Here is a 21,485-nt window from a genome sequence, read left to right on the forward strand (position 1 = left end):
GTGTATTATATATACACTGCTTTTTTTTTCAATTGGTTTTTTATCCAGTAAATTTATCCATTATCATAGCAGTAGTCCCTTTGTAGTCTTCAGAAAAATTAAATCCCTTTCTTTTATAGTAGCTTAAAACCTCTTCAACAGGTCCCACTAATACCAATTTATTTATATTAGCTAATTCTCTACTATTTAGATATAACCCATAGGTCGCGAACGCGTCAACAATTATTGGTAAGAACTTTGAACGAAGATCTTCACTTGCATCGCTTCTTTTTTCGATAAAATCAATTTCCATTGCATCACCGTCTTTGTTTACGCAACCAAGAACGTAACCAACACAGTAATACTCCATCTCTTTATTACCGTAATATGCAACACATCTAATTAAATGGTCAGGGTTAGACGCAGGATTAAATCCTATCTGTGACTTCATATTATAGTTCCAGAGGATTTTCCCTTCTTCTATTAACCTTTGAAGATCCTTTTTTACTTCATCATCACCATCATCAATCTTAAGAGAAACGTTCATAGGAAGCCTTTCACTGCTCTGCTTAGCACTAAAAGAAAACAAAGCTTGCTGAACTTCTTCTAATGATAGGGTTGCATTCATTAACTAGAACTCTCAAAATTTAAATGGATTAAAAGGGTTGGTAAGTTTACAAAAAATAAGAAGTTATAGGAAGCGTTACGTTATCAATCTATAATCTAGTTAGGACAAAAAGTTAAATGGTCTACCTCTAGTCCCCCTAGGTTACCCGTAAGCCTTATACAGCTAGAATGTATGTCCAATCTAGCATCGGGGCAACGCTGAAGCGCTGCATAGGGTAATTACTTGTATTTTCTAGCTTTGACACTAATAGACCTCATTTCAAACACGGTAACGCACAGTTCTAAATGACTCTCATCATTTAATAATTCGCGAATTATACACCGTGAATCTAAAACGTTCAGAAAAAAGTCGCAACTCACACCATTATGAAACGATGAGTAGCGACAGATCTATCTCAATGATTTCTCTTGATGGGTAACCTTAAAAAAGGCAAGCTCTGCGCTTAATTGTTCAGTCAACTCATTGATCGCGCGGTTTGCTTGGTTGGTATCCTCAATGCCACTCAGATTACTTTGAACAAGTTGATTGATCTCCTCTAATTGCTTTGAAATATCTACCGTTACTGCACTTTGTTCTTCTGCCGCTGTAGAGACAATTGAGTTCACATCCGAAATGGCTGACACCTTCTCCGAAACATATTTAAAAGATTCTGTAAGTTCAGCGGTGGCTAGTTGTGTCTTGCCCGTTAATTCCACATTCCTTGTCATTGAATCATCAGCTTGTTTGGATTGCTCTTGAAGCAAAGTAACAATAGCTTGAATATCAACGGTAGACTGTTGGGTTTTTGCAGCTAAAGCCCTAACTTCGTCAGCAACAACGGCAAAGCCTCTCCCTTGTTCTCCAGCTCTTGCCGCTTCTATGGCTGCATTCAATGCTAATAGGTTGGTTTGTTCTGAAATACTATTGATAACATCAACCACAGAGCTGATTGTTTCTGAGTGCTCTCTTAATGTATTGACCAACTGCTGCGCATCACGGATTGATGTATTGACTTGTTTTGTTGTGTCATTAGATTTCATCAGCACTTCTTGGCTAGAAGAAATTATTTTTGTCGCCTCTAAGACGGCTTCTTCAGCACGCGCAGCATTAATAGCAACATCGCTAGCGGTTGAGGAGAGCTCTGTCGCTGCCGTTGCAACTTGCTCTACTGAAGACATCTCTTCAAGGGAATTAGTTTTGTTTTTATCGATTGAGCTATCAATTTCTTTTTGCTTTGAAGAGAGTGATTCCATTTTGTGCTGACTTTCAAGAGTGACCATTGACAGTTTATTTGATAACTCAGCTAAAGAGTTGGCAATAAAATCTAACTCGTTATTGGACACTTTTGTTTGAGGCTGATATAGCTGCCCCTTAGATAACTCCTCAAGCCACTTCAGAATGGTAGGCAAATTTCGGAGCTCTCTACGCACTAAATACGCAGACAAAAAAGAGAGAAATAGAGCAGAAATCAATAAAAAAACACCTCCTAATGTATTTGCTTTATCTAAGGCAGCCTCAGACCTATTAAGCTCAACGTTGGCTTCTTCTAATTGAAGTGAAATCAACTTGGACAACACTTCACCTAGATCATCTATCAACAAATACATCTGTTTGATTAGAGCAAAGTCATCAATTTTTGATGACTCGTATTCATCGATAATCATTGGTAATTGAGCATTCAATCCATTAATTTTACCTTTCAGTATCAAAGCTAGCTCTTCTTCATTTGTTGTGAGTTTGGTTTGCATGTAAGCCTCAAATATCCCTTCCGCCTTCTCTAAAGAATCTAGAACGCCTGCCTTGAAGTCTTGATAAGATATTAAACCAACATGTTTTTTATTCGCTGCATCGATAATATTCACTGCATATAAGTCTGAGATCTCTTTCAAGCTAGCTAATGGTACAACCCTATCTTCGTAAACAGAGCTAAAACTAGCCATAACCTCATTTGACGTTAACCAATTATTATAATTAACCACCAACATTGCCAAACTAAACAGAACAGGAATTAATAACAGCTTCGAAGATATTGATTTCACATATGGCCCCTTAAAACAATAGTTTACCAACCGACTCAATGCATCCAATTGCATTGCCACTCACTGCTTAGTCATTTGAGTATTGACAACAATGTCAACAATTGCAATGCAACAGCCGAAAAATACTCGTGCTCGTTTTTACAATGTATCTAGGGTTATATAGAAGCAAAGAGCTTGCGGAGAAAATAAAATAGAGTGATCCAGTTCGCGATTTATTAATACCCTTAACTCTAATTCGCTATTAGTGATTAATTGATACTGATTGTGGTAGAATCGCTCACTAATTCGTTGATTGAAGAACTCAGATTTCGTGGATAAATCACTATTAAATAAAGTTGAGCAAATCTGCCATCAACGTGGCGTTAGACTCACACCTCAACGCTTACATGTTTTAGAGTTAATCCTATTTCATCAAGGTTCTATCAGTGCTTATGATCTCCTTGATAAATTAAGAGAAACTGAACCAAAAGCAAAACCACCTACGATTTATCGCGCGTTAGATTTCCTGTTAGCTCAGGGGTTTATCCATCGTGTGGAGTCGACTAATAGCTTTGTTTCTTGCTGTGTAATTGGCGAGAATGAACACTGCTCTCAACTGCTCATTTGTGATAAATGTGGTAATGTGGAAGAGATACATGATAAAGAGTTAACTCAGCGTTTAAAAATCAATGCTGATAAATTTGAATTTACCGTTAAAAGCCACGTGATGGAAACCCATGGCGTGTGTAGAAAGTGCCAAAAATAGAGCATAGTTAACGGTTTGAAAGGGAATAATTACTACTATTATGCGTGCTGAATTTGTAAATCCGTTTTTAGTATCATTATTGAATGTACTGAAAACCATGGCGACTATGGATCTCACTCCACAAAAGCCAAGAGTAAAAAAAGATGAAGTTGCTCGTGGCGACGTCTCTGGATTGATTGGTATGGTTGGCCCAAAAGTGGCGGGCTCTATGTCCATCAGTTTTGAAGAGGGGCTAGCTTTAGAGGTCATGGAGAAAATGCTAGGTGAAAGACCGAAAGCCATTAACGAAGAGATTTCTGACATGGTTGGCGAAATCACCAATATGGTGGCTGGCGGGGCGAAGAGAATTTTATCGGAATCAGGTTATGATTTTGATATGGCAACACCGATTGTTGTTTCGGGTCGTGGCCACACTATTAGCCATAAATGTAAAGGCGCAATTATTATCATGCCTTTTGAAACCGAGTGGGGTAATGCCCACATTGAGATTTCATTCGAATAGCGATATCTGATAGAAAAAAGCCGTGACCTTAATGTTCACGGCTTTTTTATGTCTGTTTTTTAGCCTTGTGGTCTCACACCTAAGGTATGACACATTGCGTAAGTCATTTCAGCACGGTTCAGAGTATAGAAGTGAAAATCCTTTACCCCTTCTCGGCTAAGCACTCTAATCATATCAATAGCTTGACTCGCTCCAACCATCTGCCTAGTTACTGGATCGTCATCTAATCCAGCAAACTGATTCGCCATCCAACCTGGTACTTTCACGTTGGTCATTTTGGCAAATCGATTTGCCTGCTGAAAGTTTGATACCGGAAGAATTCCCGGAATGATTTCTACATCAATGCCTGCGGCAACACAGCGGTCTCTGAATCTTAGGTAGCTCTCTACATCAAAGAAAAACTGAGTAATAGCGCGGTTCGCTCCCGCATCAACTTTACGTTTAAGGTTAAGCAGATCTGCTTGAGCACTTTTTGCTTCAGGGTGCACTTCTGGATACGCAGCCACTGAGATATCAAAATCAGCCTCTTTTTTTAACAACTCAACCAGATCTGTTGCATACATTTCAGGCTTGCCACTGTTAGGGGGTAAATCGCCACGCAACGCAACGATATTACGAATGCCGTTATTCCAATAATCTTTCGCAATGGATGTTAATTCATCTTTTGACGCATCGATGCAGGTTAAGTGAGGTGCAGCAATCAAACCCGTTTGGTCTTTGATCTCTTTAATAATGGAGTGTGTGCGATCACGCTCACCAGAGTTTGCACCGTAAGTGACTGAAACAAATTTAGGCTTGAGTGATTTTAGTCGGTGGATTGAACTCCACAGCGTCTCTTCCATCTTCTCGGAACTTGGTGGGAAGAACTCAAATGACACATTGATGTTATCGCCTAACTCAGCAATGTTTTGGTTAAGCGAATCGAGGTGACTCGCGTGTGAATATGCCATATTTAACTCCCGTCCAGTGGAAATCACCACAATAAAAATATAATCAAAAAAGGTAACTGGAGCAAACAACCGTATAGACGTCTAAACCGCTACATGTCTACAGAATGTCTTTTATAATGATCATTGTCAAGTTTATAAACATGAATTTTATTCAACTTAATAATAAAGGATATTCATAGAGCCAAAACACACGGCATCCTATTTATAAAATATAGCTGGAATTTGTCGAAATGAAAAAGCAGAGCCTAAGAAGACTCTGCTTTGTTGGGTTCAGAAGTGAACGTAGATTATAGTAGGCTGGCCAGACGATTAAGGTCTGATTGCAGAGCGCCTGCCGTGACCTCTTTACCTGCACCTGGACCTTGAATAACCAACGGGTTATCGCGATACCATCGGCTTTCAATAGCAAAAATATTATCGCAAGGCAGTAAGTTAGCCAGTGGATGTTCAGTAGGAAGCGCCTCTATTCCCACGCTAGCTTTCCCCTCTTTAGATAGACGTGCAACATAACGCAGCACTTTATCGTCTCGCTTAGCACGCTCTAAACGTTCGCATAGAATCTCATTCAGAACATCGCCTTGCTCTAAGAAGTCATCGAGTGACACACTAAGCAACGAGTCAGGAACTAACGATTCCACTTTCACCTGCTCAGGTTCAATTTTAAAACCAGACTCTCGAGCCAGAATCACCAACTTTCGCATCACATCTGAACCGTCTAAATCCGATCTTGGATCCGGTTCGGTGAGTCCTTGCTGCCACGCCATGTCGATAAGGTGAGTAAAAGGAACTTGCCCATCAAACTGTTGGAACAACCATGACAAGGTACCAGAGAAGATGCCTGAAATAGCGATAATGGTATCACCACTTTCACGCAGATCTCTCACCGCATGATTGATCGGCAGACCCGCACCAACCGTGGCATTATATAACCAGTGTCTTCCGGTTTTCGCAAAGGCGTCTTGCACTCGGTAATATTCATGGCTAGGCGCAGAGCCCGCCACTTTATTGGCTGAGATAAGATGAAGACCATACTCGGCAAATTTAGCATATTGTGCCGACAGTTCAGCACTGGCTGTCACATCCAACAGCACAACTTCATCGTACTCTTGTTGATGATAGAGCTTATCAAGCCACTCGCCAGAACGGTGTTCAATCGCTTCATCTTTGAAGTTCGTTAACGCTTCGCTTGGGTTAATGCCCCCCATATTAAGCCAGTATTGATCACTCGATACCACGGCAATGAGTGCAAACTGCATCCCTTGACGCTTTTCAAGTTCCGCTCGCTCTCTTTCAAAAAGGTGTAACCAGCTGCTGCCGATATTCCCTTTACCACACAGCACAACACCCACTCTCTTTTGAGCTTGGAACAGGCTACTGTGTATTGCGGTAATCAAACTGGATGTATTGGTTTTGCGTAAAATTGCTACCAGACTCAGTCCGGACTCAGACTCACACACAAACTCAACAGGTTTACTTTTCAGTTGGTGATAGAAGCCGTGACTGTGAATTGGGTTACTCACAACCCCAGCCCCAACAGCAGCAACCATTGAGTAACCCTCTTTGAGTTTGATCTCCGCTTCGATAGCCGCATCTTGTAGGACACTCAGTGCTTCATTCACAATTTCAGCGGTATAGGCTAAGACCAGTCTGTCTTGATCTGGCTGCGACTCCATAGCTAAAGGCTGAAGTTGCTCTCGCGCTAATACTCTCAATACTTGTTCTTGTAACCGTTCAAAGTCGTGGCTGTGGCCTAAATTGAGCTGAATGATAAACACATCATCCAATGAGGTAACAATTTTAGCTCCGCGACCTGACGCCAATACACGTTCGACGCGTGTTGAGCCAGCTTCCGGTTGATAACTGCAGCGTAAGTTAAGATCAATCGAACTCTGCGCAACTGGCTGCAACGTCCGGCTGTGCAGCACTGGGGCGGCCAATCTAGCTAATTCACTGGCTTCATCTAAACGAAGCAAAGGCAACAAGCAGGCATCAGAAACTTTACGTGGATCAGCACTATAGACACCAGCGACATCACTCCAAATGGTCACTCGGCTCACTTCTGCCAAGGCCCCTATTACAGTGGCTGAATAGTCGGATCCATTTCGCCCAAGCAGAACGGTCTCGCCGTGAACATCACGAGCCATAAACCCGGTAATCACAATACGTCGATTGCTGTGTTGTGCCAATGCCTCTTGAATCAAGGGCCACGAACGGGAGTGCTCAACTTCTGGCTGCGCTGCTCGCTCTGCCCGTAAAAACAGACGAGAGTCCACTGGGATCGCTTGCATGTCTGAGTGGTTCAATAAAGCAGCTAACAAACGAGAAGACCACACCTCACCATGACCCAATGCGTCTGACTTTTCAGATTCACTTAACGGTGACGTGTAGCTATTGAGCGCTGTCATCTCTTGCGCCAGTGTCTCCAAAAGAGGCACTGCTACGTCTGAAGGTAACAGATCTTCAATTAATGAGCTCTGATACTGCTTCAGTGATTGCAAACTCTCATGAGCAAGACGCCCATCTTTATCCAAGTAGGCTAACCACTCTAAAATTCGGTTGGTCGTATTGCCAGCAGCGGATACCACAATCAAATCATTTGGACCGGAGTACTCTTTTAATATATTACAGACACGGCGATAACACTCAGGGTTCGCTAAGCTGCTTCCACCAAATTTGTGCAGTTGTTTCTGTCCAGACGCAATCAAAGTACTGTCTAAAATGGAGCTTGGCATTTAAGCAACCTCCGCCGCTTTAATAAACGCTTGTTCTAAATCTTCAATCAAATCTCTACTATCCTCTATTCCAACAGACAGGCGTAATAACGTTGGGTTTAACCCAGCTTCTGCTTGTGCTTCATCTGACATTGCGCGATGCGTCATACTGCCAGGGTGGGCAATCAAACTCTCCACCCCTCCTAATGACTCTGCTAGTGAGAAAAGTTGAAGAGCTGATACAAACACTTTTAATCGCTCTAAGCTGCCGTTTAGCTCAAAACTTAACATCGCTCCAAAACCAGACTGTTGGCGTTTTGCAATCTCATGTCCAGGGTGCTCAGGTAGACTTGGATGATAGATTGTACCGACTAACGACTGATTTTTTAAGCACTCAAGAATTTCCATTGAATTCTCTTCATGCACACGCATTCTGGCACTCAAGGTGCGAATGCCTCGCAGCGTTAAATAACTATCAAATGCAGTCCCTGTTGAACCAATGCAATTTCCCCACCACGCCAAATCGGTCGCATCGGTTTCATCTTTGGCAATGATAACGCCTCCAACCACATCAGAGTGACCATTAATGTACTTAGTGGTTGAGTGGATCACAAAATCAGCACCTAATGTGAGAGGTTGCTGTAAAACGGGAGAGAGAAACGTGTTATCTACAGCGACTTGCGCCCCTATCAATTTCGCTTTTTGACAAATATCGGTAATGTCTACCACACGAAGCAGCGGATTAGAGGGGGTTTCAAGAAGGATCAGCGCGGGTTTTAATGCGAGTGTTTTTTCTAAAGCGATAGGGTCAGATTGGTCGATAAAAAGTGTGTTGAAATCCCCTTTTCGCGCACGTGAATCAAACAGTCGGTACGTCCCACCATAGCAATCATGTGGTGCGACAATAAGATCATCTGGGCCCAACTTTGCCGAAACCAGTAGGTTCAGTGCCGCCATGCCGCAGTTGGTGACTACAGCGCCTGCGCCAGATTCTAGCTTCGCTAAGGCGGTTTCGAGTTGTGTTCGAGTCGGATTACCACTACGAGCGTAATCATATTCAGGAACATCACCAAATTCAGGAAAGCTATAATTGGTTGAAAGATATATCGGTGGAACCACAGCATTATGCTGCGAGTCGGACTCAATACCAGTTCGAACTGAAATCGTTGCGGTTTTCTTGTTTCGCATAACTTTCCTTTCCCTTTTAATGCTAAAATACCAAACCTAAAGACATTCTAAACCCAGCGAAACAAGACGTCAACACTTCTGGACGTCTATATGTCTTTGCATGTGGCGGTAAATCCCGCTAAAATCGCTTTAATTTTGTTGCATAACCCTTTAGGCTAATAAACGGTTATCTATCCTCCACAATTAACACCAGGTAAAGGTAAAAAATGGCAGATTGGAATGGCGAATACTTAAGCCCTTACGCCGAACACGGTAAAAAAAGTGAGCAAGTAAAAAAAATTACAGTTTCAATTCCTATGAAGGTATTAAAAATACTGACTGATGAGCGCACTCGTCGCCAAGTGAACAATATCCGTCATGCCACTAATAGCGAACTTTTATGCGAAGCTTTCTTGCACGCTTATACTGGTCAGCCTTTACCAACAGATGACGACTTAAGAAAAGATCGTCCGGATGACATCCCTACTGAAGCCAAAGCGATGATGACCGCGATGGGGATCGAAATCGAAGACTTCAACGACGAAGAGTAATATCTCCGTATAATCACACGGTTTTAAATACCAAACAAAAAGCCCCAACTTCTCTTATAGAAGTTGGGGCTTTTTTAATACGAGATGTTTTAGCTCTCTAGATAGTTCTCAGGCATATCAATACGTGCAACGCCTGAATCAACCGCCGCTTGTGCGACCGCTTTTGCGACTCTTGGCAGTAAACGAGGGTCCATAGGTTTTGGAATAATATACTCAGGACCAAACTCGAGTGAACTGTCACCCGATGCGATTAGTACCGACTGTGGAACAGGCTCTTTTGCCAATTCACGAATCGCGTGAACCGCTGCTAGCTTCATCTCATCATTAATCACACTGGCACGTACATCAAGTGCACCACGGAAGATGAATGGGAAACAAAGTACGTTATTCACTTGGTTAGGGTAATCAGAGCGACCCGTTCCCATGATGATGTCGTTACGTACTTCATGAGCCAATTCAGGTTTGATCTCAGGATCTGGATTTGAACATGCAAAGACTACCGGTTTCTCTGCCATCAACTTAAGCGCTTCTGCAGGAAGAAGATCTGGACCAGATACCCCTAAGAAGATATCTGCGCCTTCGATAACATCTTCAAGAGTACGTTTATCGGTATTGTTAGCAAATTTTTGCTTATATTCATTCAGCTCTTCACGGCGAGTGTGAATCACCCCTTTACGATCTAACATGTAGATTTTTTCACGTTGAGCACCACACATGATCAACATCTCCATACATGCTGTTGCAGCCGCGCCCGCGCCTAAACAGACAATCGTTGACTCACTTAACTCTTTGCCTTGTAGATCCAGCGCATTTAACATGCCTGCAGCGGTAACAATCGCGGTGCCATGTTGATCATCGTGAAAGACAGGCACATCACAACGTTCAATCAGACGACGTTCAATTTCAAAACAATCTGGTGCTTTGATATCTTCTAAATTAATGCCACCAAACGTATCTGCAATATTAGCTACGGTATCAACAAACTCATCAATCGTGCGGTGTTTTACTTCAATATCGATTGAATCTAGACCTGCGAAACGCTTAAACAGTAAAGACTTACCTTCCATGACAGGTTTAGATGCTAGAGGCCCTAGATTCCCTAACCCTAGAATAGCGGTACCATTTGAAATAACTGCGACCATGTTGCCTTTCGCCGTGTATTTGTAAACATTATCAGCATTTTGAGCAATTTCACGTACAGGTTCCGCGACACCTGGACTGTATGCTAGAGCCAAATCTTCAGCAGTATCTGCAGGTTTTGTTAAACCAACAGCAATTTTCCCTGGTACAGGAAGAGCATGATAATCAAGAGCTTGTTGACGAAAATCTTCAGACATTTTGTTACCCATAGGTCGAGTTATTGTGATTTGAATAAAATAGTAATTGATATACGGCTAAGTTCCTAGCCACAGGTTTAATATTTGTATTTATTTTTTAAACCACTTTATACACATTGTTTACAATTTTAGTTTATATTGTTTACAGAAAGAGTCAAAAATTGTTTTACAGGCACAAAAAAGGCGCACATTGTGCACCTCTTTTTTATTGGGCATAAGAACTAAATTATTTTTTAGAACCGATTGCACCAAAACGCTTGTTGAAACGATCAACACGGCCGCCAGTATCAACGATACGTTGCTTACCAGTGTAGAACGGGTGACATTTGTCACATACGTCTAGGTTGATGGTGTCTTTAGCTAGTGTTGAGTTGAATTCAAACTCATTACCACAAGAGCATTTTGCTGCTACTGAAGTGTATTCTGGGTGGATACCTGTTTTCATGGGGAAAACCTCAATTAGGCCGTGTCGCCATTCGATTCTAAGCCGAACACCACACGTAATAAATAAAATAGTTATGTCATCACCGAGTGTAGATTAATTACACTAAGTAAGGCGGCGTATCATAATGAAACATTGCGCAAGGATCAACCTCTTCGATAAGTTAAATTTTCAAGTCGAGGATTTATGATAAGCTACCCTCTCTTTATTACCGCTAAAAACATCTGGTGAAGCTTGGTCATCGCATCTGATAAAAACACTTCTGAGAAAAATACGGTTGCTCATGTCGCCTTACCCGTGCCATTAGATCGCTGTTTTGACTACAAAATAAAGCCAGACCAATTTCCAGTGGTTGGAGGAAGAGTGAAAGTAGGTTTTGGCCGACAACAGCTGGTTGGTATTGTAGTGCGCCTATCCAACTTCTCTGATTTCAGTTTTGAGAAGCTAAAACCGCTCACCCAAGTTTTAGATAACACGCCATTATGGCCGAGTTCACTCTATAGCCTGTTAACTTGGAGCAGTGAATATTACCAATACCCTCTTGGTGATACGCTCGCCAATGCGATGCCTGCTTGGCTCCGTAAAGGTAAAGCGGCCAGTTTCGATACTCTGCGCGAATGGCACCTTACCGAACTGGGCAAAAACCAGAATATCAGTTCGCTCACTCGCGCACCAAAACAGGCCAAAGTCCTCTCACTGTTACATCTCTGCTCTCAGCCTCATGAGCAGCTTCTGTCACAGGAGATCAGTTCCGCTACGTTAAAAGCGTTACAAAAGAAACAGTGGATTGAAGAGCGACAAGTGCAAAAACAGCAACAATGCTGGCACTCATCATTCAGTGTGACTGAAGAGAAACCTCAGCTAAATGAGGAACAAGCCATTGCTGTCGCCTCTGTGAATGCCAATCCAGAGTTTGGTTGCTACCTATTAGAAGGCGTGACAGGTTCAGGCAAAACGGAAGTCTACCTCAATTTAATTGAACCGGTACTTCGGAAAGGGAAACAAGCCTTGGTATTGGTTCCTGAAATTGGATTAACCCCTCAAACCATCAATCGCTTTAAACGCCGTTTTAATGTTCCAGTAGAGAGCATTCACTCCGGCCTTAATGATACCGAGAGGCTGAATGCATGGCTCAGTGCAAAAGATAAACACGCTGGCATTATTATCGGTACTCGCTCTGCACTCTTCACCCCATTTAACGATCTAGGCATTATTATTGTTGATGAAGAGCATGACGCTTCTTATAAACAGCAAGATAGCATGCGTTACCACGCCAGAGACTTAGCGGTAATGCGAGCCAATCTAGACAACATTCCCATTGTCTTAGGTTCAGCGACCCCGGCATTAGAGACTCTACATAATGCCAAGACCGGAAAGTACCACCACTTAACTCTGACACGCAGGGCGGGGCACGCTAACCCCGCGAAACATGGTGTATTAGATGTCAAAGGTCTCTACCTTGAAAGTGGCCTATCTGCACCGATGATCGCTCAAATGAGGAAGCATCTCACCGAAGGCAATCAAGTCATTCTGTTTCTTAATCGCCGAGGTTACTCACCAGCATTGATGTGTCATGAATGTGGCTGGATGGCCGAGTGCAAACGTTGTGATGCCTTCTACACCTTCCACCAGCACAGCAGTGAAATACGTTGCCATCACTGCGGATCACAACAGCCCATCATGCATCAGTGTCATGGGTGTGGTTCCACTCAGTTGATCTCTGTCGGTGTCGGGACTGAGCAACTAGAAACTCAACTCAATCAACTGTTCCCTGAGTTCAAAACCATCCGTATTGATCGTGATAGCACTCGAAAGAAAGGGAGCCTAGAAAACTACTTAGAGTCGATAAAGCGGGGGGAGTACCAGATCCTTATCGGTACACAAATGTTAGCTAAAGGGCATCACTTCCCGAATGTCACCCTAGTGGGCTTGATTGATGTGGACAGTTCTCTATTTAGCAGTGACTTTCGAGCACCAGAGCGCCTAGCCCAGCTCTTTATTCAAGTGGCAGGGCGAGCCGGGCGAGCCAGTAAACCCGGTGAGGTTTTACTGCAAACTCACCATCCAGAGCATCAGCTGCTGCAATCACTGCTGCACAAAGGGTACGGCGCATTTGCTAAGACGGCTCTACTAGAGCGGCAACAGGCGATGCTGCCCCCCTACACATTTTTAACGTTATTTAGGGCAGAAGCTAATAATAATCAAATGGTTGAAGAGTTTCTTCGTCAAATTAGAGGCATTTTAGAAAGTAACCCTGTGTATGACCAATTTACCCCTGTGTTAGGGCCAACCCCAGCACCACTGGCCAAACGCGCCGGAAAATACCGATGGCAGCTGCTGTTACAAGCCCCTAATCGCAAAGTGATGCAGACACTCTTAAGAAGTGCAAAACCCGCTATTCAACTGTTACCATTAGCAAAAAGTGTGCGTTGGTCTATCGATATTGAGCCGCAGGATTTAAGTTAAACAATGTATCAACATGCATGTAATTCACATTTACGTGACATATATCTCATTTACAGTGCGAGTTCTGTTATGACCACTGTATTTAATCGTTACATTAGARAATAAGATTGAATTGGTAATTTTGACCTCATTATTTGCATTGAATTTGTGACTACCAGGAAGATAGAACATAATGCAAACCAAAATATTAGGGAGTATATAGCATGGCGACAATGAAGGATGTTGCTTTACTGGCTGAAGTATCAACCGCGACGGTTTCTAGAGCGTTGATGAATCCAGAAAAAGTATCCATTACCACCAGAAAACGAGTGGAAGAGGCGGTCATTGAATCCGGATATTCCCCAAACTCATTTGCGCGTAATTTACGTCGCAATGAGTCTAAAACTGTTGTGGCTATTGTCCCTGATATTTGTGACCCCTACTTTACTGAAATCATCAAAGGCATAGAAGAAGCCGCTATGGAGAACGGCTATATCGTTCTACTAGGGGACAGTCGCCAACAGAAGAAGCGTGAAGACTCTTTTGTTAACTTACTCTTCACAAAGCAAGTCGATGGTATGCTGTTACTCGGCACCGATTTACCTTTTGATGTCAGTAAACAGGAACAGAAAAACTTACCTCCTATGGTGATGGCTTGTGAATACTCTCCAGAACTAGAGCTGCCCACGGTTCATATCGATAACTTAACCGCCGCCTTTGAAGCGGTTAACTATTTAACCCAGATTGGCCATAAGCAGATTGCTCAAATATCGGGCCCGGAGCAAGCAACCCTCTGTCACTTCCGCCATCAAGGGTACCAACAAGCACTGCGTCGCGGTGGTGTTACGATGAACCCAACCTATACGGCTTTCGGTGACTTTAGTTTTGAATCTGGCTCAACAGCATTAACTCGATTAATGGCCCTGCCAGAGACCCCAACGGCCATTTTTTGTCATAATGACGTAATGGCGATTGGTGCAATACATCAAGCGAAAAAGATGGGACTTCGTATTCCTCAAGATCTCTCTATTATCGGTTTTGATGATATTCAATTCTCACAATATTACGATCCTCCACTAACAACCGTTTCTCAACCTCGATATGAGATTGGTCGTCAATCGATGCTGATGCTGCTTGAGCGCCTAAAAGGCAGAGAAGTGCAAATTGGTTCTCGTCTGTTAGATGCGACATTAACCATCAGAGAGAGCACTGCGCCTCCTAAGTGTTAATATTGAGCAAACTCTGTTGTGTAATTTGATTTATTGTCCACAATTTTGCACTAAGGCTAGCCAGACTTAGTGCAACTGATTACCATACAGATTCACCCTCTTTTATCTAACATAAGTAAATGTCGTGGCCAATAGAGATTATGTAAAACGCGGTCGAAGCAAAAAAACGACCAAAAAGAAAAGTAATAAAGCACCCGCTTTCCCGTTGAAAACTGCCATTATTGCGGCTCTTCTCATTGGTGTATTTGGCTATGGTTTATATCTATTAAGTAACGACCCTGAACCAGATATTAGCGCACCGATGGTGACCACTCCAGCCGTTAAACCCAAACCTGTAGCCCCTAAAAAAGATCTTCCGCCTCCTCCTGAAGAGAAGTGGGATTACAAAAAAGATCTTCCTGAACGAGTGGTCGAAGTGAAGCAGAACGAACTTGAGAAATCAGCCGTTCCTTACATCATGCAGTGCGGCGCATACAAAACCAAAGCGCAAGCAGAGAGCCGTAAAGTGAGTATCGCCTTTCAAGGCTTAACCAGTGATGTTCGACGTAAAGAAGGAAGCTCTTGGTATCGTGTGGTATTAGGCCCTTATGAGTACAAACGACAGGCTGAAAAAGATCGCCACACCTTACAGCGCGCAAAAATTGAGCCTTGTGCCATCTGGAAAGATCAATAATCGACATCAAATCGAGAGTCAGCGCCTGCTGGCTCTTGAAATCGCCTCTCTCTATCCCCAAATAATAAAGAATAACAAGTCTATGACTCTATCTAGACAGAGCAGAGCCAATTAAGAGGTTTTATCCGTGACTACAATCGTATCTGTACGCCGTGGCGACAAAGTCGTTATCGCAGGTGATGGCCAAGTATCATTAGGCAACACCGTAATGAAAGGCAATGCTAAAAAAGTTCGCCGTCTCTACAACAATAAAGTACTGGCGGGTTTTGCCGGTGGTACTGCTGATGCCTTCACCCTGTTCGAACGCTTTGAGCGTAAACTCGAAATGCATCAAGGCCACCTTACCAAAGCTGCGGTTGAATTAGCCAAAGACTGGCGAAGTGATCGCGCTTTAAGAAAACTAGAAGCACTGCTAGCAGTCGCGGATGAAACGGCCTCATTGATCATTACAGGTAATGGCGATGTGGTTCAGCCTGAAAATGATCTTATTGCGATTGGCTCTGGGGGCAACTTTGCTCAAGCCGCCGCAACGGCACTTCTTGAAAATACCGATTTAGACGCAAGAACCATTGCGGAAAAGTCACTCAACATTGCGGGTGATATCTGCGTCTTCACTAACCATCATCATACTGTCGAAGAGCTCGACGGTTCTGAAAAGTAATAGGGTTTAACTATGTCTGATATGACTCCCCGTGAGATTGTACACGAGCTAGACAGCCACATCATCGGCCAAGATAAAGCAAAACGTGCGGTGGCTATTGCTCTGCGTAACCGCTGGCGCCGTATGCAACTTAACGACAACTTACGTGCAGAAGTGACCCCAAAGAATATTCTAATGATTGGTCCGACGGGTGTGGGTAAAACCGAAATTGCCCGCAGACTGGCACGTCTTGCCAATGCTCCCTTTATTAAAGTTGAAGCCACTAAATTTACCGAAGTAGGCTACGTCGGTAAAGAGGTAGAAACCATCATCCGCGATCTGATGGACGTTTCAATGAAGTTAACTCATCAGCAAGCGATGAAACAATTTACTCGTCTGGCTGAAGAGAATGCCGAAGAGCGTGTACTGGATGTTTTGCTACCGCCAGCTCGTGACTCTTGGGGACAAGATGAGTCTGAAGCCGCTCCAGCATCGAACACTCGTCAAACGTTCCGCAAGAAGCTGCGTGAAGGGAAATTAGACGATAAAGAGATCGAAGTGGATGTCGCAGCCCCGCAAGTCGGTGTTGAGATCATGGCGCCTCCAGGTATGGAGGAGATGACCAACCAACTTCAAGGCATGTTCCAGAACCTATCTGGGAACAACACGACTAAAAAACGCAAAATGAAAATCAAAGATGCGTTAAAGGCCCTTTCTGAAGAGGAAGCGGCGAAACTGGTGAACCAAGAAGAGCTGAAAGAGCAAGCGATCTTCAATGTTGAAAATAACGGCATCGTTTTCATCGATGAGATTGATAAAATCTGTAAACGTGGTGACTCATCAGGCCCAGATGTCTCACGTGAAGGTGTGCAGAGAGATCTGCTTCCTCTTATTGAAGGCAGCACTGTCTCCACTAAGCATGGCATGGTAAAAACGGACCATATTCTGTTTATTACTTCAGGTGCTTTCCAAGTGGCGAAACCGTCTGACCTTATCCCTGAGTTACAAGGGCGCTTACCGATCCGTGTAGAGTTAGAAGCATTAAGCAGTCATGACTTTAAACGTATTTTAACGGAACCTAATGCCTCGCTCACTGAGCAGCACATTGCATTAATGGCCACCGAACAGGTGGAGATCGATTTCACCGAAGATGGCATTGATCAAATTGCCGAAGCCGCTTGGAAAGTGAATGAGACCACTGAAAATATTGGTGCTCGACGCTTACACACGGTAATGGAGCGTTTGATGGAGGAGATCTCTTATAACGCCTCTGAAAAGTCCGGACAAAAAGTGACGATAGACAGAACCTTCGTAACCGATTGTCTCGGTGAATTAGTTGAAAACGAAGATCTCAGTCGTTTCATTCTATAACACCATATTGAGCAAGTTGTTAACTACAACGTGAATAACAACTTGCTCTCCTCTCCCTGCACTTGCCTTGCTGTAACAAAACATGAATAATAACGTACGATTTCGCTAACTAATTACCTTCATGAAAGCAACTTCACTATCAGTCTGGCTCGGGGCAATCCGCCTTAAAACGCTTCCTCTGGCTTTAGCGTCAATCACCAGTGGCAGTGCGCTCGCCTATTGGCAGCATCACTTCTCCCTCTCGATTGCTCTATTAGCACTACTGACTGCAACCCTGTTACAGATCTTATCTAATCTGGCTAATGATTACGGTGACGCAGTAAAAGGGACCGATAATGATGAGCGCTTAGGCCCACAACGTGCCATGCAGTCGGGGTTGATCTCAGCGGCAACCATGAAAAAAGCGTTAATCGTTAATATCATCCTGACACTTGTGAGTGGTGTCGTCCTCGTTATGTTAGCGTTCAATAACTTGCAAGATATCCTTGGTTTCATCGCTCTGGGTATTTTAGCGATAGTCGCCGCCATCACCTACACGGTCGGCAACAAACCATACGGTTACCGTGGTATGGGGGATGTTTCCGTATTGATATTTTTCGGTTTACTCGGCGTGGCAGGGAGCTACTATCTGCACACTGGAACCCTAAATCCGACAATAATCCTCCCCGCCCTCTCTTGCGGGTTACTGGCAGCTGCCGTCTTAAATATTAATAATCTACGTGATATTGATAATGATGCCGCGTGTGGCAAGTTAACTCTCGTGGTTAAAATGGGGCCTAAGTGGGGCCGACAGTATCATTTGGTACTGTTAATAACCGCGGTGGTTGGATTTTCACTGTTTGCAGCCCTTGAAGTACAAACTCTCTTCAGTTGGCTCTTTTTACTGGCGCTACCATTACTCATTAAACACGGTATCGATACCTACCGAGCCCCTGACGGCGAATCGATCAAACCTATGATGGGCACCATTGTTAAATGCGCGTTGATCACTAACTTACTCTTCTCTGTAGGCATTGTGATCTCGTAACGGTTTTAAAGATCAATTCTTTGTGCTTGGTCATTGCATTAACGTGGTGGCTATAATACTTTTTATACTCATTTGCTGACAATGAAAGAAGCGAGACTATGGAATACAATACTTCAGAACTGTGTGATATCTATTTGGATCAAGTTGATGTCGTTGAACCGATGTTTACCAGCTTCGGAGGCCGCTCTTCGTTTGCAGGGGTTGTCAGTTCCATCAAATGTTTTGAAGATAATGGCGTCATCAACTCAGTATTAGAACAAGATGGTGAAGGTCGTGTTCTCTTGATTGATGGTGGGGGCTCACTGCGTCGTGCACTTATCGATGCGAGTATTGCTACCCTTGCTGCAGATAACGGTTGGGAAGGCTTAGTGGTTTACGGTAGCGTGCGTGAAGTAGACGAGCTGGATCAAATTGATATTGGTATACAAGCACTGGCTTCTATTCCTGTTGGTGCCACTCAGTCTGAAGTGGGCGAAATTGATGTTGCGGTTAACTTCGGTGGGGTAACGTTTATTCCTGAAGATTATATCTACGCCGACACGACAGGCATCATCCTCTCTCAAGAGGCCTTAGAGCTGGAATATGAAGAGGAGTAACTCCCCCCTCTTCACTCAATAGTCTGTACGTAATAAAAAGAGCTTGATGGCTCTTTTTTATTCTACGTCTTCCATTTTTCCTAGCAGACCGCGAATACGCTCTTGCCAAGCTTGCTGCTCTTTGAGCACCTCTTCGTTTTTCTGCTCTAGTTCCGCACGACTTGATTTTAACTGATTGGCTTCAGTTGCTAAGTTTTCATTCTGCTCTTTTAAGTCTTCAATTTCCATTTGTAAAAGAGAAATGGTATCTACGGCCATTTGTACTTTAGCTTCAAGCTGTTCTAAAATTTCCAAAGACATCTTATGCCACCTATTCGTTATGTTTGAGATATCGGGCACCGAATGCACCTAACTGCCGCTTATTTTACCTCTACAAATGTAGACTGCCACTTACTTGTGTTAATTTTTGAGTCAATCGAATGTTTTTCATACGATTCTGCACTTTTTATTTCTCCGGTCTCATTTTGAAGCCGATTAACAAGCTTGTCGCACGCCGTTAACCTCATGGTTACCGTTCCAACAATACACAATTAAATAGCGTCTGAAAAATAGCAATCGTTTTCTATTCTGCTGTGATTGCTTCGATGATGTGATAGTATTTGCGCCAAATTTTGAGGCACTCACTTCAAAAAATCGTTATTTGTATAGATTTTTAACTGGTTTGGAGCAAGCATGAAACGCGATTTAGCAATGGCATTTTCTCGAGTTACAGAAGGGGCTGCGTTAGCCGGTTACAAATGGTTAGGCCGAGGTGATAAAAACGCAGCCGATGGCAATGCCGTTGAAGTGATGCGTATTTTGCTAAATAAGACTGAAATCGATGGCGAGATAGTCATTGGTGAAGGTGAAATTGATGATGCGCCTATGCTTTATATTGGCGAAAAAGTGGGTGTGGGTGGCGACGCGGTTGATATCGCCGTTGATCCTATTGAAGGCACTCGTATGACCGCAATGGGTCAGTCTAATGCCCTTGCTGTTCTGGCCGCAGGTGAAAAAGGTAGCTTTTTAAAAGCGCCGGATATGTACATGGAAAAACTCGTTGTTGGCCCAGATGCAAAAGGTGCCATTGATCTGAACCTCTCGTTAGAAGAGAACTTAAACAAGATAGCGAAAGCGCTTGGAAAAACATTAGACACCCTAGTGGTTACTACACTTGCAAAACCTCGCCACGATGAAACTATTGCGAAAATGCAAGCCTTAGGCGTTCGTGTCTTTGCCTTCCCAGATGGCGATGTTGCTGCTTCTATTTTAACCTGTATGCCAGACAGTGAAGTGGATGTCATGTACTGCATCGGCGGTGCGCCTGAGGGGGTTGTCTCCGCTGCTGTTATTCGAGCCCTTGATGGTGATATGCAGGGTCGCCTGTTGCCCCGTCATGAAGTAAAAGGGGATACGGAAGAGAACCGCCAACACGGTGAATTAGAGCTGAAACGTTGCCTAGAGATGGGGGTTGAAGCGCGTAAAGTACTTACGATGTCTGATATGGCTCGCAGTGATGATGTGGTTTTTGCCGCAACAGGGATCACCAAAGGCGATCTGTTAGAAGGGATTACTCGTAACGGAAACATTGCTACGACAGAGACGCTACTAATCCGTGGTCGTTGTCGTACTATTCGACGCATTAAATCGACTCACTACTTAGATCGTAAAGATGCTGAAGTGAGAGAGCGTATTCTCTAATTTTTTAGCTCATCACCGACAATAAGCGTGGCAGTAGCTGCGTTTTTTTATTGCCATTTAATAAAACTCTTTATGTAAAGAGTTTGCTTTATATACTGAACTCATCCCATAATAAGAGAGATGAACGGAGTCTCTACTATGAAATCAGTCGATATTATTCTTAATACGTTAAAGCGTGAAGGATCGGTCACCGCCAAAAAGCTCTCGACGGATCTAAAAATGACCACGATGGGGGTTCGTCAACATCTTCAAAGCCTTGAGGAAGAAGGTTTGATTGCTTTCCATGATGTTAAAGTCAAAGTCGGCCGCCCCACTCGCCACTGGACTCTCACTTCAATCGGTCACAACAAGTTTACTAACAGTCATGGTGAATTGACCATCAATTTTATCGATTCCGTACACGATCTTTTCGGTGAAGAGGGGCTGCAAAAAGTCATTGATCGTAGAGAAGACAAAACCCTTAATCACTACCAGAGCCACCTTAATGAGTGTACAACTTTAGAGCAGAAACTCCTTACGCTCACTCGATTACGAGAGCAAGAGGGCTATATGGCTGAACTTGAGAAAACGGAACAAGGCTATCGATTGCTGGAAAATCACTGTCCAATCTGTCATGCCGCGAAACGCTGCCCTTCACTCTGCCAGTCTGAAATTAATATCTTCAATAAACTGCTTGGTCATCAATATCTAATCGAACGACAAGAGCATATTATTCAAGGTCAACGTCGCTGTGTATACCAAATCACGGAGGCTCGTTAACCCTTTCTTTCCGTCTCAATTTTAAGACGGTTAAA

The 21,485-nt window shown here is 43.4% G+C and carries 20 protein-coding genes; 12 read left to right on the plus strand and 8 right to left on the minus strand.

The genetic code is table 11. The features are described 5' to 3' along the window. Positions 1-40: 40 nt before the first annotated feature. Entirely contained in the window at positions 41-607 is a 567-nt protein-coding gene (locus L4C32_RS09030; RefSeq protein WP_428196544.1) for a hypothetical protein, read from the minus strand. A 389-nt stretch (positions 608-996) separates the two neighbouring features. Beyond that, the gene (locus L4C32_RS09035; protein ID WP_428196545.1) at positions 997-2,625 is read right to left on the minus strand and encodes a methyl-accepting chemotaxis protein; all 1,629 of its coding nucleotides are present in this window, start codon (positions 2,623-2,625) and stop codon (positions 997-999) included. Between the two features lie 310 nt (positions 2,626-2,935). On the opposite strand from L4C32_RS09035, the gene zur reads away from it, so the two are divergent. Continuing rightward, on the plus strand, positions 2,936-3,370 hold the full coding sequence (gene zur, locus L4C32_RS09040) for a zinc uptake transcriptional repressor Zur (RefSeq protein ID WP_428196546.1): 435 nt from the start codon (positions 2,936-2,938) through the stop codon (positions 3,368-3,370). A gap of 40 nt (positions 3,371-3,410) precedes the next feature. Then, positions 3,411-3,872, plus strand: a complete 462-nt coding sequence (locus L4C32_RS09045; protein WP_428196547.1) for a chemotaxis protein CheX — start codon at positions 3,411-3,413, stop codon at positions 3,870-3,872. A 59-nt stretch (positions 3,873-3,931) separates the two neighbouring features. On the opposite strand, the gene metF is transcribed toward L4C32_RS09045, so the two are convergent. From metF to L4C32_RS09060, 3 genes are all read right to left on the minus strand, one after another. Continuing rightward, positions 3,932-4,822 carry a methylenetetrahydrofolate reductase gene (gene metF / locus L4C32_RS09050; protein ID WP_428196548.1) on the minus strand — a complete coding sequence of 297 codons (891 nt, stop codon included), beginning with the start codon at positions 4,820-4,822 and terminating at the stop codon, positions 3,932-3,934. 287 nt (positions 4,823-5,109) lie between these two features. Next, positions 5,110-7,554 (minus strand): bifunctional aspartate kinase/homoserine dehydrogenase II, encoded by a 2,445-nt coding sequence (locus L4C32_RS09055; protein ID WP_428196549.1) that lies wholly within the window; start codon positions 7,552-7,554, stop codon positions 5,110-5,112. Continuing rightward, a complete protein-coding gene (locus tag L4C32_RS09060; protein ID WP_428196550.1) occupies positions 7,555-8,721 on the minus strand; it encodes an O-succinylhomoserine (thiol)-lyase in 1,167 nt (388 codons plus the stop codon). Positions 8,722-8,927: 206 nt separating this feature from the next. On the opposite strand from L4C32_RS09060, the gene metJ reads away from it, so the two are divergent. Then, positions 8,928-9,251 carry a met regulon transcriptional regulator MetJ gene (gene metJ / locus L4C32_RS09065; RefSeq protein WP_428196551.1) on the plus strand — a complete coding sequence of 108 codons (324 nt, stop codon included), beginning with the start codon at positions 8,928-8,930 and terminating at the stop codon, positions 9,249-9,251. A gap of 89 nt (positions 9,252-9,340) precedes the next feature. Here the strand turns inward: metJ and L4C32_RS09070 are convergent, their stop codons facing one another. After that, positions 9,341-10,588 carry a malic enzyme-like NAD(P)-binding protein gene (locus L4C32_RS09070; RefSeq protein ID WP_428196552.1) on the minus strand — a complete coding sequence of 416 codons (1,248 nt, stop codon included), beginning with the start codon at positions 10,586-10,588 and terminating at the stop codon, positions 9,341-9,343. Between the two features lie 226 nt (positions 10,589-10,814). Then, the gene (gene rpmE, locus L4C32_RS09075) at positions 10,815-11,033 is read right to left on the minus strand and encodes a 50S ribosomal protein L31 (protein ID WP_428196553.1); all 219 of its coding nucleotides are present in this window, start codon (positions 11,031-11,033) and stop codon (positions 10,815-10,817) included. Between the two features lie 237 nt (positions 11,034-11,270). On the opposite strand from rpmE, the gene priA reads away from it, so the two are divergent. The 7 genes from priA to rraA all read left to right on the plus strand — a co-directional run bounded on the left by priA (position 11,271) and on the right by rraA (position 19,011). Next, positions 11,271-13,496 carry a primosomal protein N' gene (priA, locus tag L4C32_RS09080; RefSeq protein ID WP_428196598.1) on the plus strand — a complete coding sequence of 742 codons (2,226 nt, stop codon included), beginning with the start codon at positions 11,271-11,273 and terminating at the stop codon, positions 13,494-13,496. 203 nt (positions 13,497-13,699) lie between these two features. Further along, positions 13,700-14,704: a DNA-binding transcriptional regulator CytR gene (gene cytR, locus L4C32_RS09085; protein WP_428196554.1), complete on the plus strand. Its 1,005-nt coding sequence runs from the start codon at positions 13,700-13,702 to the stop codon at positions 14,702-14,704. A 124-nt stretch (positions 14,705-14,828) separates the two neighbouring features. Continuing rightward, a complete protein-coding gene (locus L4C32_RS09090) occupies positions 14,829-15,377 on the plus strand; it encodes an SPOR domain-containing protein (RefSeq protein ID WP_428196555.1) in 549 nt (182 codons plus the stop codon). A gap of 127 nt (positions 15,378-15,504) precedes the next feature. After that, positions 15,505-16,038 carry an ATP-dependent protease subunit HslV gene (hslV, locus tag L4C32_RS09095; RefSeq protein WP_428196556.1) on the plus strand — a complete coding sequence of 178 codons (534 nt, stop codon included), beginning with the start codon at positions 15,505-15,507 and terminating at the stop codon, positions 16,036-16,038. A gap of 12 nt (positions 16,039-16,050) precedes the next feature. Beyond that, on the plus strand, positions 16,051-17,388 hold the full coding sequence (gene hslU / locus L4C32_RS09100) for an ATP-dependent protease ATPase subunit HslU (RefSeq protein ID WP_428196557.1): 1,338 nt from the start codon (positions 16,051-16,053) through the stop codon (positions 17,386-17,388). Positions 17,389-17,509: 121 nt separating this feature from the next. Continuing rightward, positions 17,510-18,415: a 1,4-dihydroxy-2-naphthoate polyprenyltransferase gene (locus L4C32_RS09105; protein WP_428196558.1), complete on the plus strand. Its 906-nt coding sequence runs from the start codon at positions 17,510-17,512 to the stop codon at positions 18,413-18,415. A gap of 98 nt (positions 18,416-18,513) precedes the next feature. Continuing rightward, the gene (gene rraA, locus L4C32_RS09110) at positions 18,514-19,011 is read left to right on the plus strand and encodes a ribonuclease E activity regulator RraA (RefSeq protein WP_428196559.1); all 498 of its coding nucleotides are present in this window, start codon (positions 18,514-18,516) and stop codon (positions 19,009-19,011) included. Positions 19,012-19,068: 57 nt separating this feature from the next. Here the strand turns inward: rraA and zapB are convergent, their stop codons facing one another. After that, the gene (gene zapB, locus L4C32_RS09115; protein WP_428196560.1) at positions 19,069-19,311 is read right to left on the minus strand and encodes a cell division protein ZapB; all 243 of its coding nucleotides are present in this window, start codon (positions 19,309-19,311) and stop codon (positions 19,069-19,071) included. Between the two features lie 372 nt (positions 19,312-19,683). On the opposite strand from zapB, the gene glpX reads away from it, so the two are divergent. Continuing rightward, the gene (gene glpX, locus L4C32_RS09120; RefSeq protein WP_428196561.1) at positions 19,684-20,691 is read left to right on the plus strand and encodes a class II fructose-bisphosphatase; all 1,008 of its coding nucleotides are present in this window, start codon (positions 19,684-19,686) and stop codon (positions 20,689-20,691) included. 138 nt (positions 20,692-20,829) lie between these two features. Beyond that, positions 20,830-21,450, plus strand: a complete 621-nt coding sequence (locus L4C32_RS09125) for a helix-turn-helix transcriptional regulator (protein WP_428196562.1) — start codon at positions 20,830-20,832, stop codon at positions 21,448-21,450. Positions 21,451-21,485: the final 35 nt, after the last annotated feature.

Source organism: Aliivibrio kagoshimensis (assembly GCF_050337105.1).
Lineage (GTDB): Bacteria > Pseudomonadota > Gammaproteobacteria > Enterobacterales > Vibrionaceae > Aliivibrio_A > Aliivibrio_A kagoshimensis.

What these genes read in the sequence shown, in the direction of transcription:
- L4C32_RS09105 (WP_428196558.1), top strand. Translation starts at nt 17,510, where the DNA reads ATGAAAGCAACTTCACTATCAGTCTGGCTCGGGGCAATCCGCCTTAAA.
- L4C32_RS09045 (WP_428196547.1), top strand. Translation starts at nt 3,411, where the DNA reads ATGCGTGCTGAATTTGTAAATCCGTTTTTAGTATCATTATTGAATGTA.
- L4C32_RS09125 (WP_428196562.1), top strand. Translation starts at nt 20,830, where the DNA reads ATGAAATCAGTCGATATTATTCTTAATACGTTAAAGCGTGAAGGATCG.
- L4C32_RS09070 (WP_428196552.1), bottom strand. Translation starts at nt 10,588, where the DNA reads ATGTCTGAAGATTTTCGTCAACAAGCTCTTGATTATCATGCTCTTCCT.
- metF (WP_428196548.1), bottom strand. Translation starts at nt 4,822, where the DNA reads ATGGCATATTCACACGCGAGTCACCTCGATTCGCTTAACCAAAACATT.
- glpX (WP_428196561.1), top strand. Translation starts at nt 19,684, where the DNA reads ATGAAACGCGATTTAGCAATGGCATTTTCTCGAGTTACAGAAGGGGCT.
- cytR (WP_428196554.1), top strand. Translation starts at nt 13,700, where the DNA reads ATGGCGACAATGAAGGATGTTGCTTTACTGGCTGAAGTATCAACCGCG.
- L4C32_RS09030 (WP_428196544.1), bottom strand. Translation starts at nt 607, where the DNA reads ATGAATGCAACCCTATCATTAGAAGAAGTTCAGCAAGCTTTGTTTTCT.
- L4C32_RS09060 (WP_428196550.1), bottom strand. Translation starts at nt 8,721, where the DNA reads ATGCGAAACAAGAAAACCGCAACGATTTCAGTTCGAACTGGTATTGAG.
- L4C32_RS09055 (WP_428196549.1), bottom strand. Translation starts at nt 7,554, where the DNA reads ATGCCAAGCTCCATTTTAGACAGTACTTTGATTGCGTCTGGACAGAAA.
- metJ (WP_428196551.1), top strand. Translation starts at nt 8,928, where the DNA reads ATGGCAGATTGGAATGGCGAATACTTAAGCCCTTACGCCGAACACGGT.
- rpmE (WP_428196553.1), bottom strand. Translation starts at nt 11,033, where the DNA reads ATGAAAACAGGTATCCACCCAGAATACACTTCAGTAGCAGCAAAATGC.
- hslU (WP_428196557.1), top strand. Translation starts at nt 16,051, where the DNA reads ATGTCTGATATGACTCCCCGTGAGATTGTACACGAGCTAGACAGCCAC.
- rraA (WP_428196559.1), top strand. Translation starts at nt 18,514, where the DNA reads ATGGAATACAATACTTCAGAACTGTGTGATATCTATTTGGATCAAGTT.
- zapB (WP_428196560.1), bottom strand. Translation starts at nt 19,311, where the DNA reads ATGTCTTTGGAAATTTTAGAACAGCTTGAAGCTAAAGTACAAATGGCC.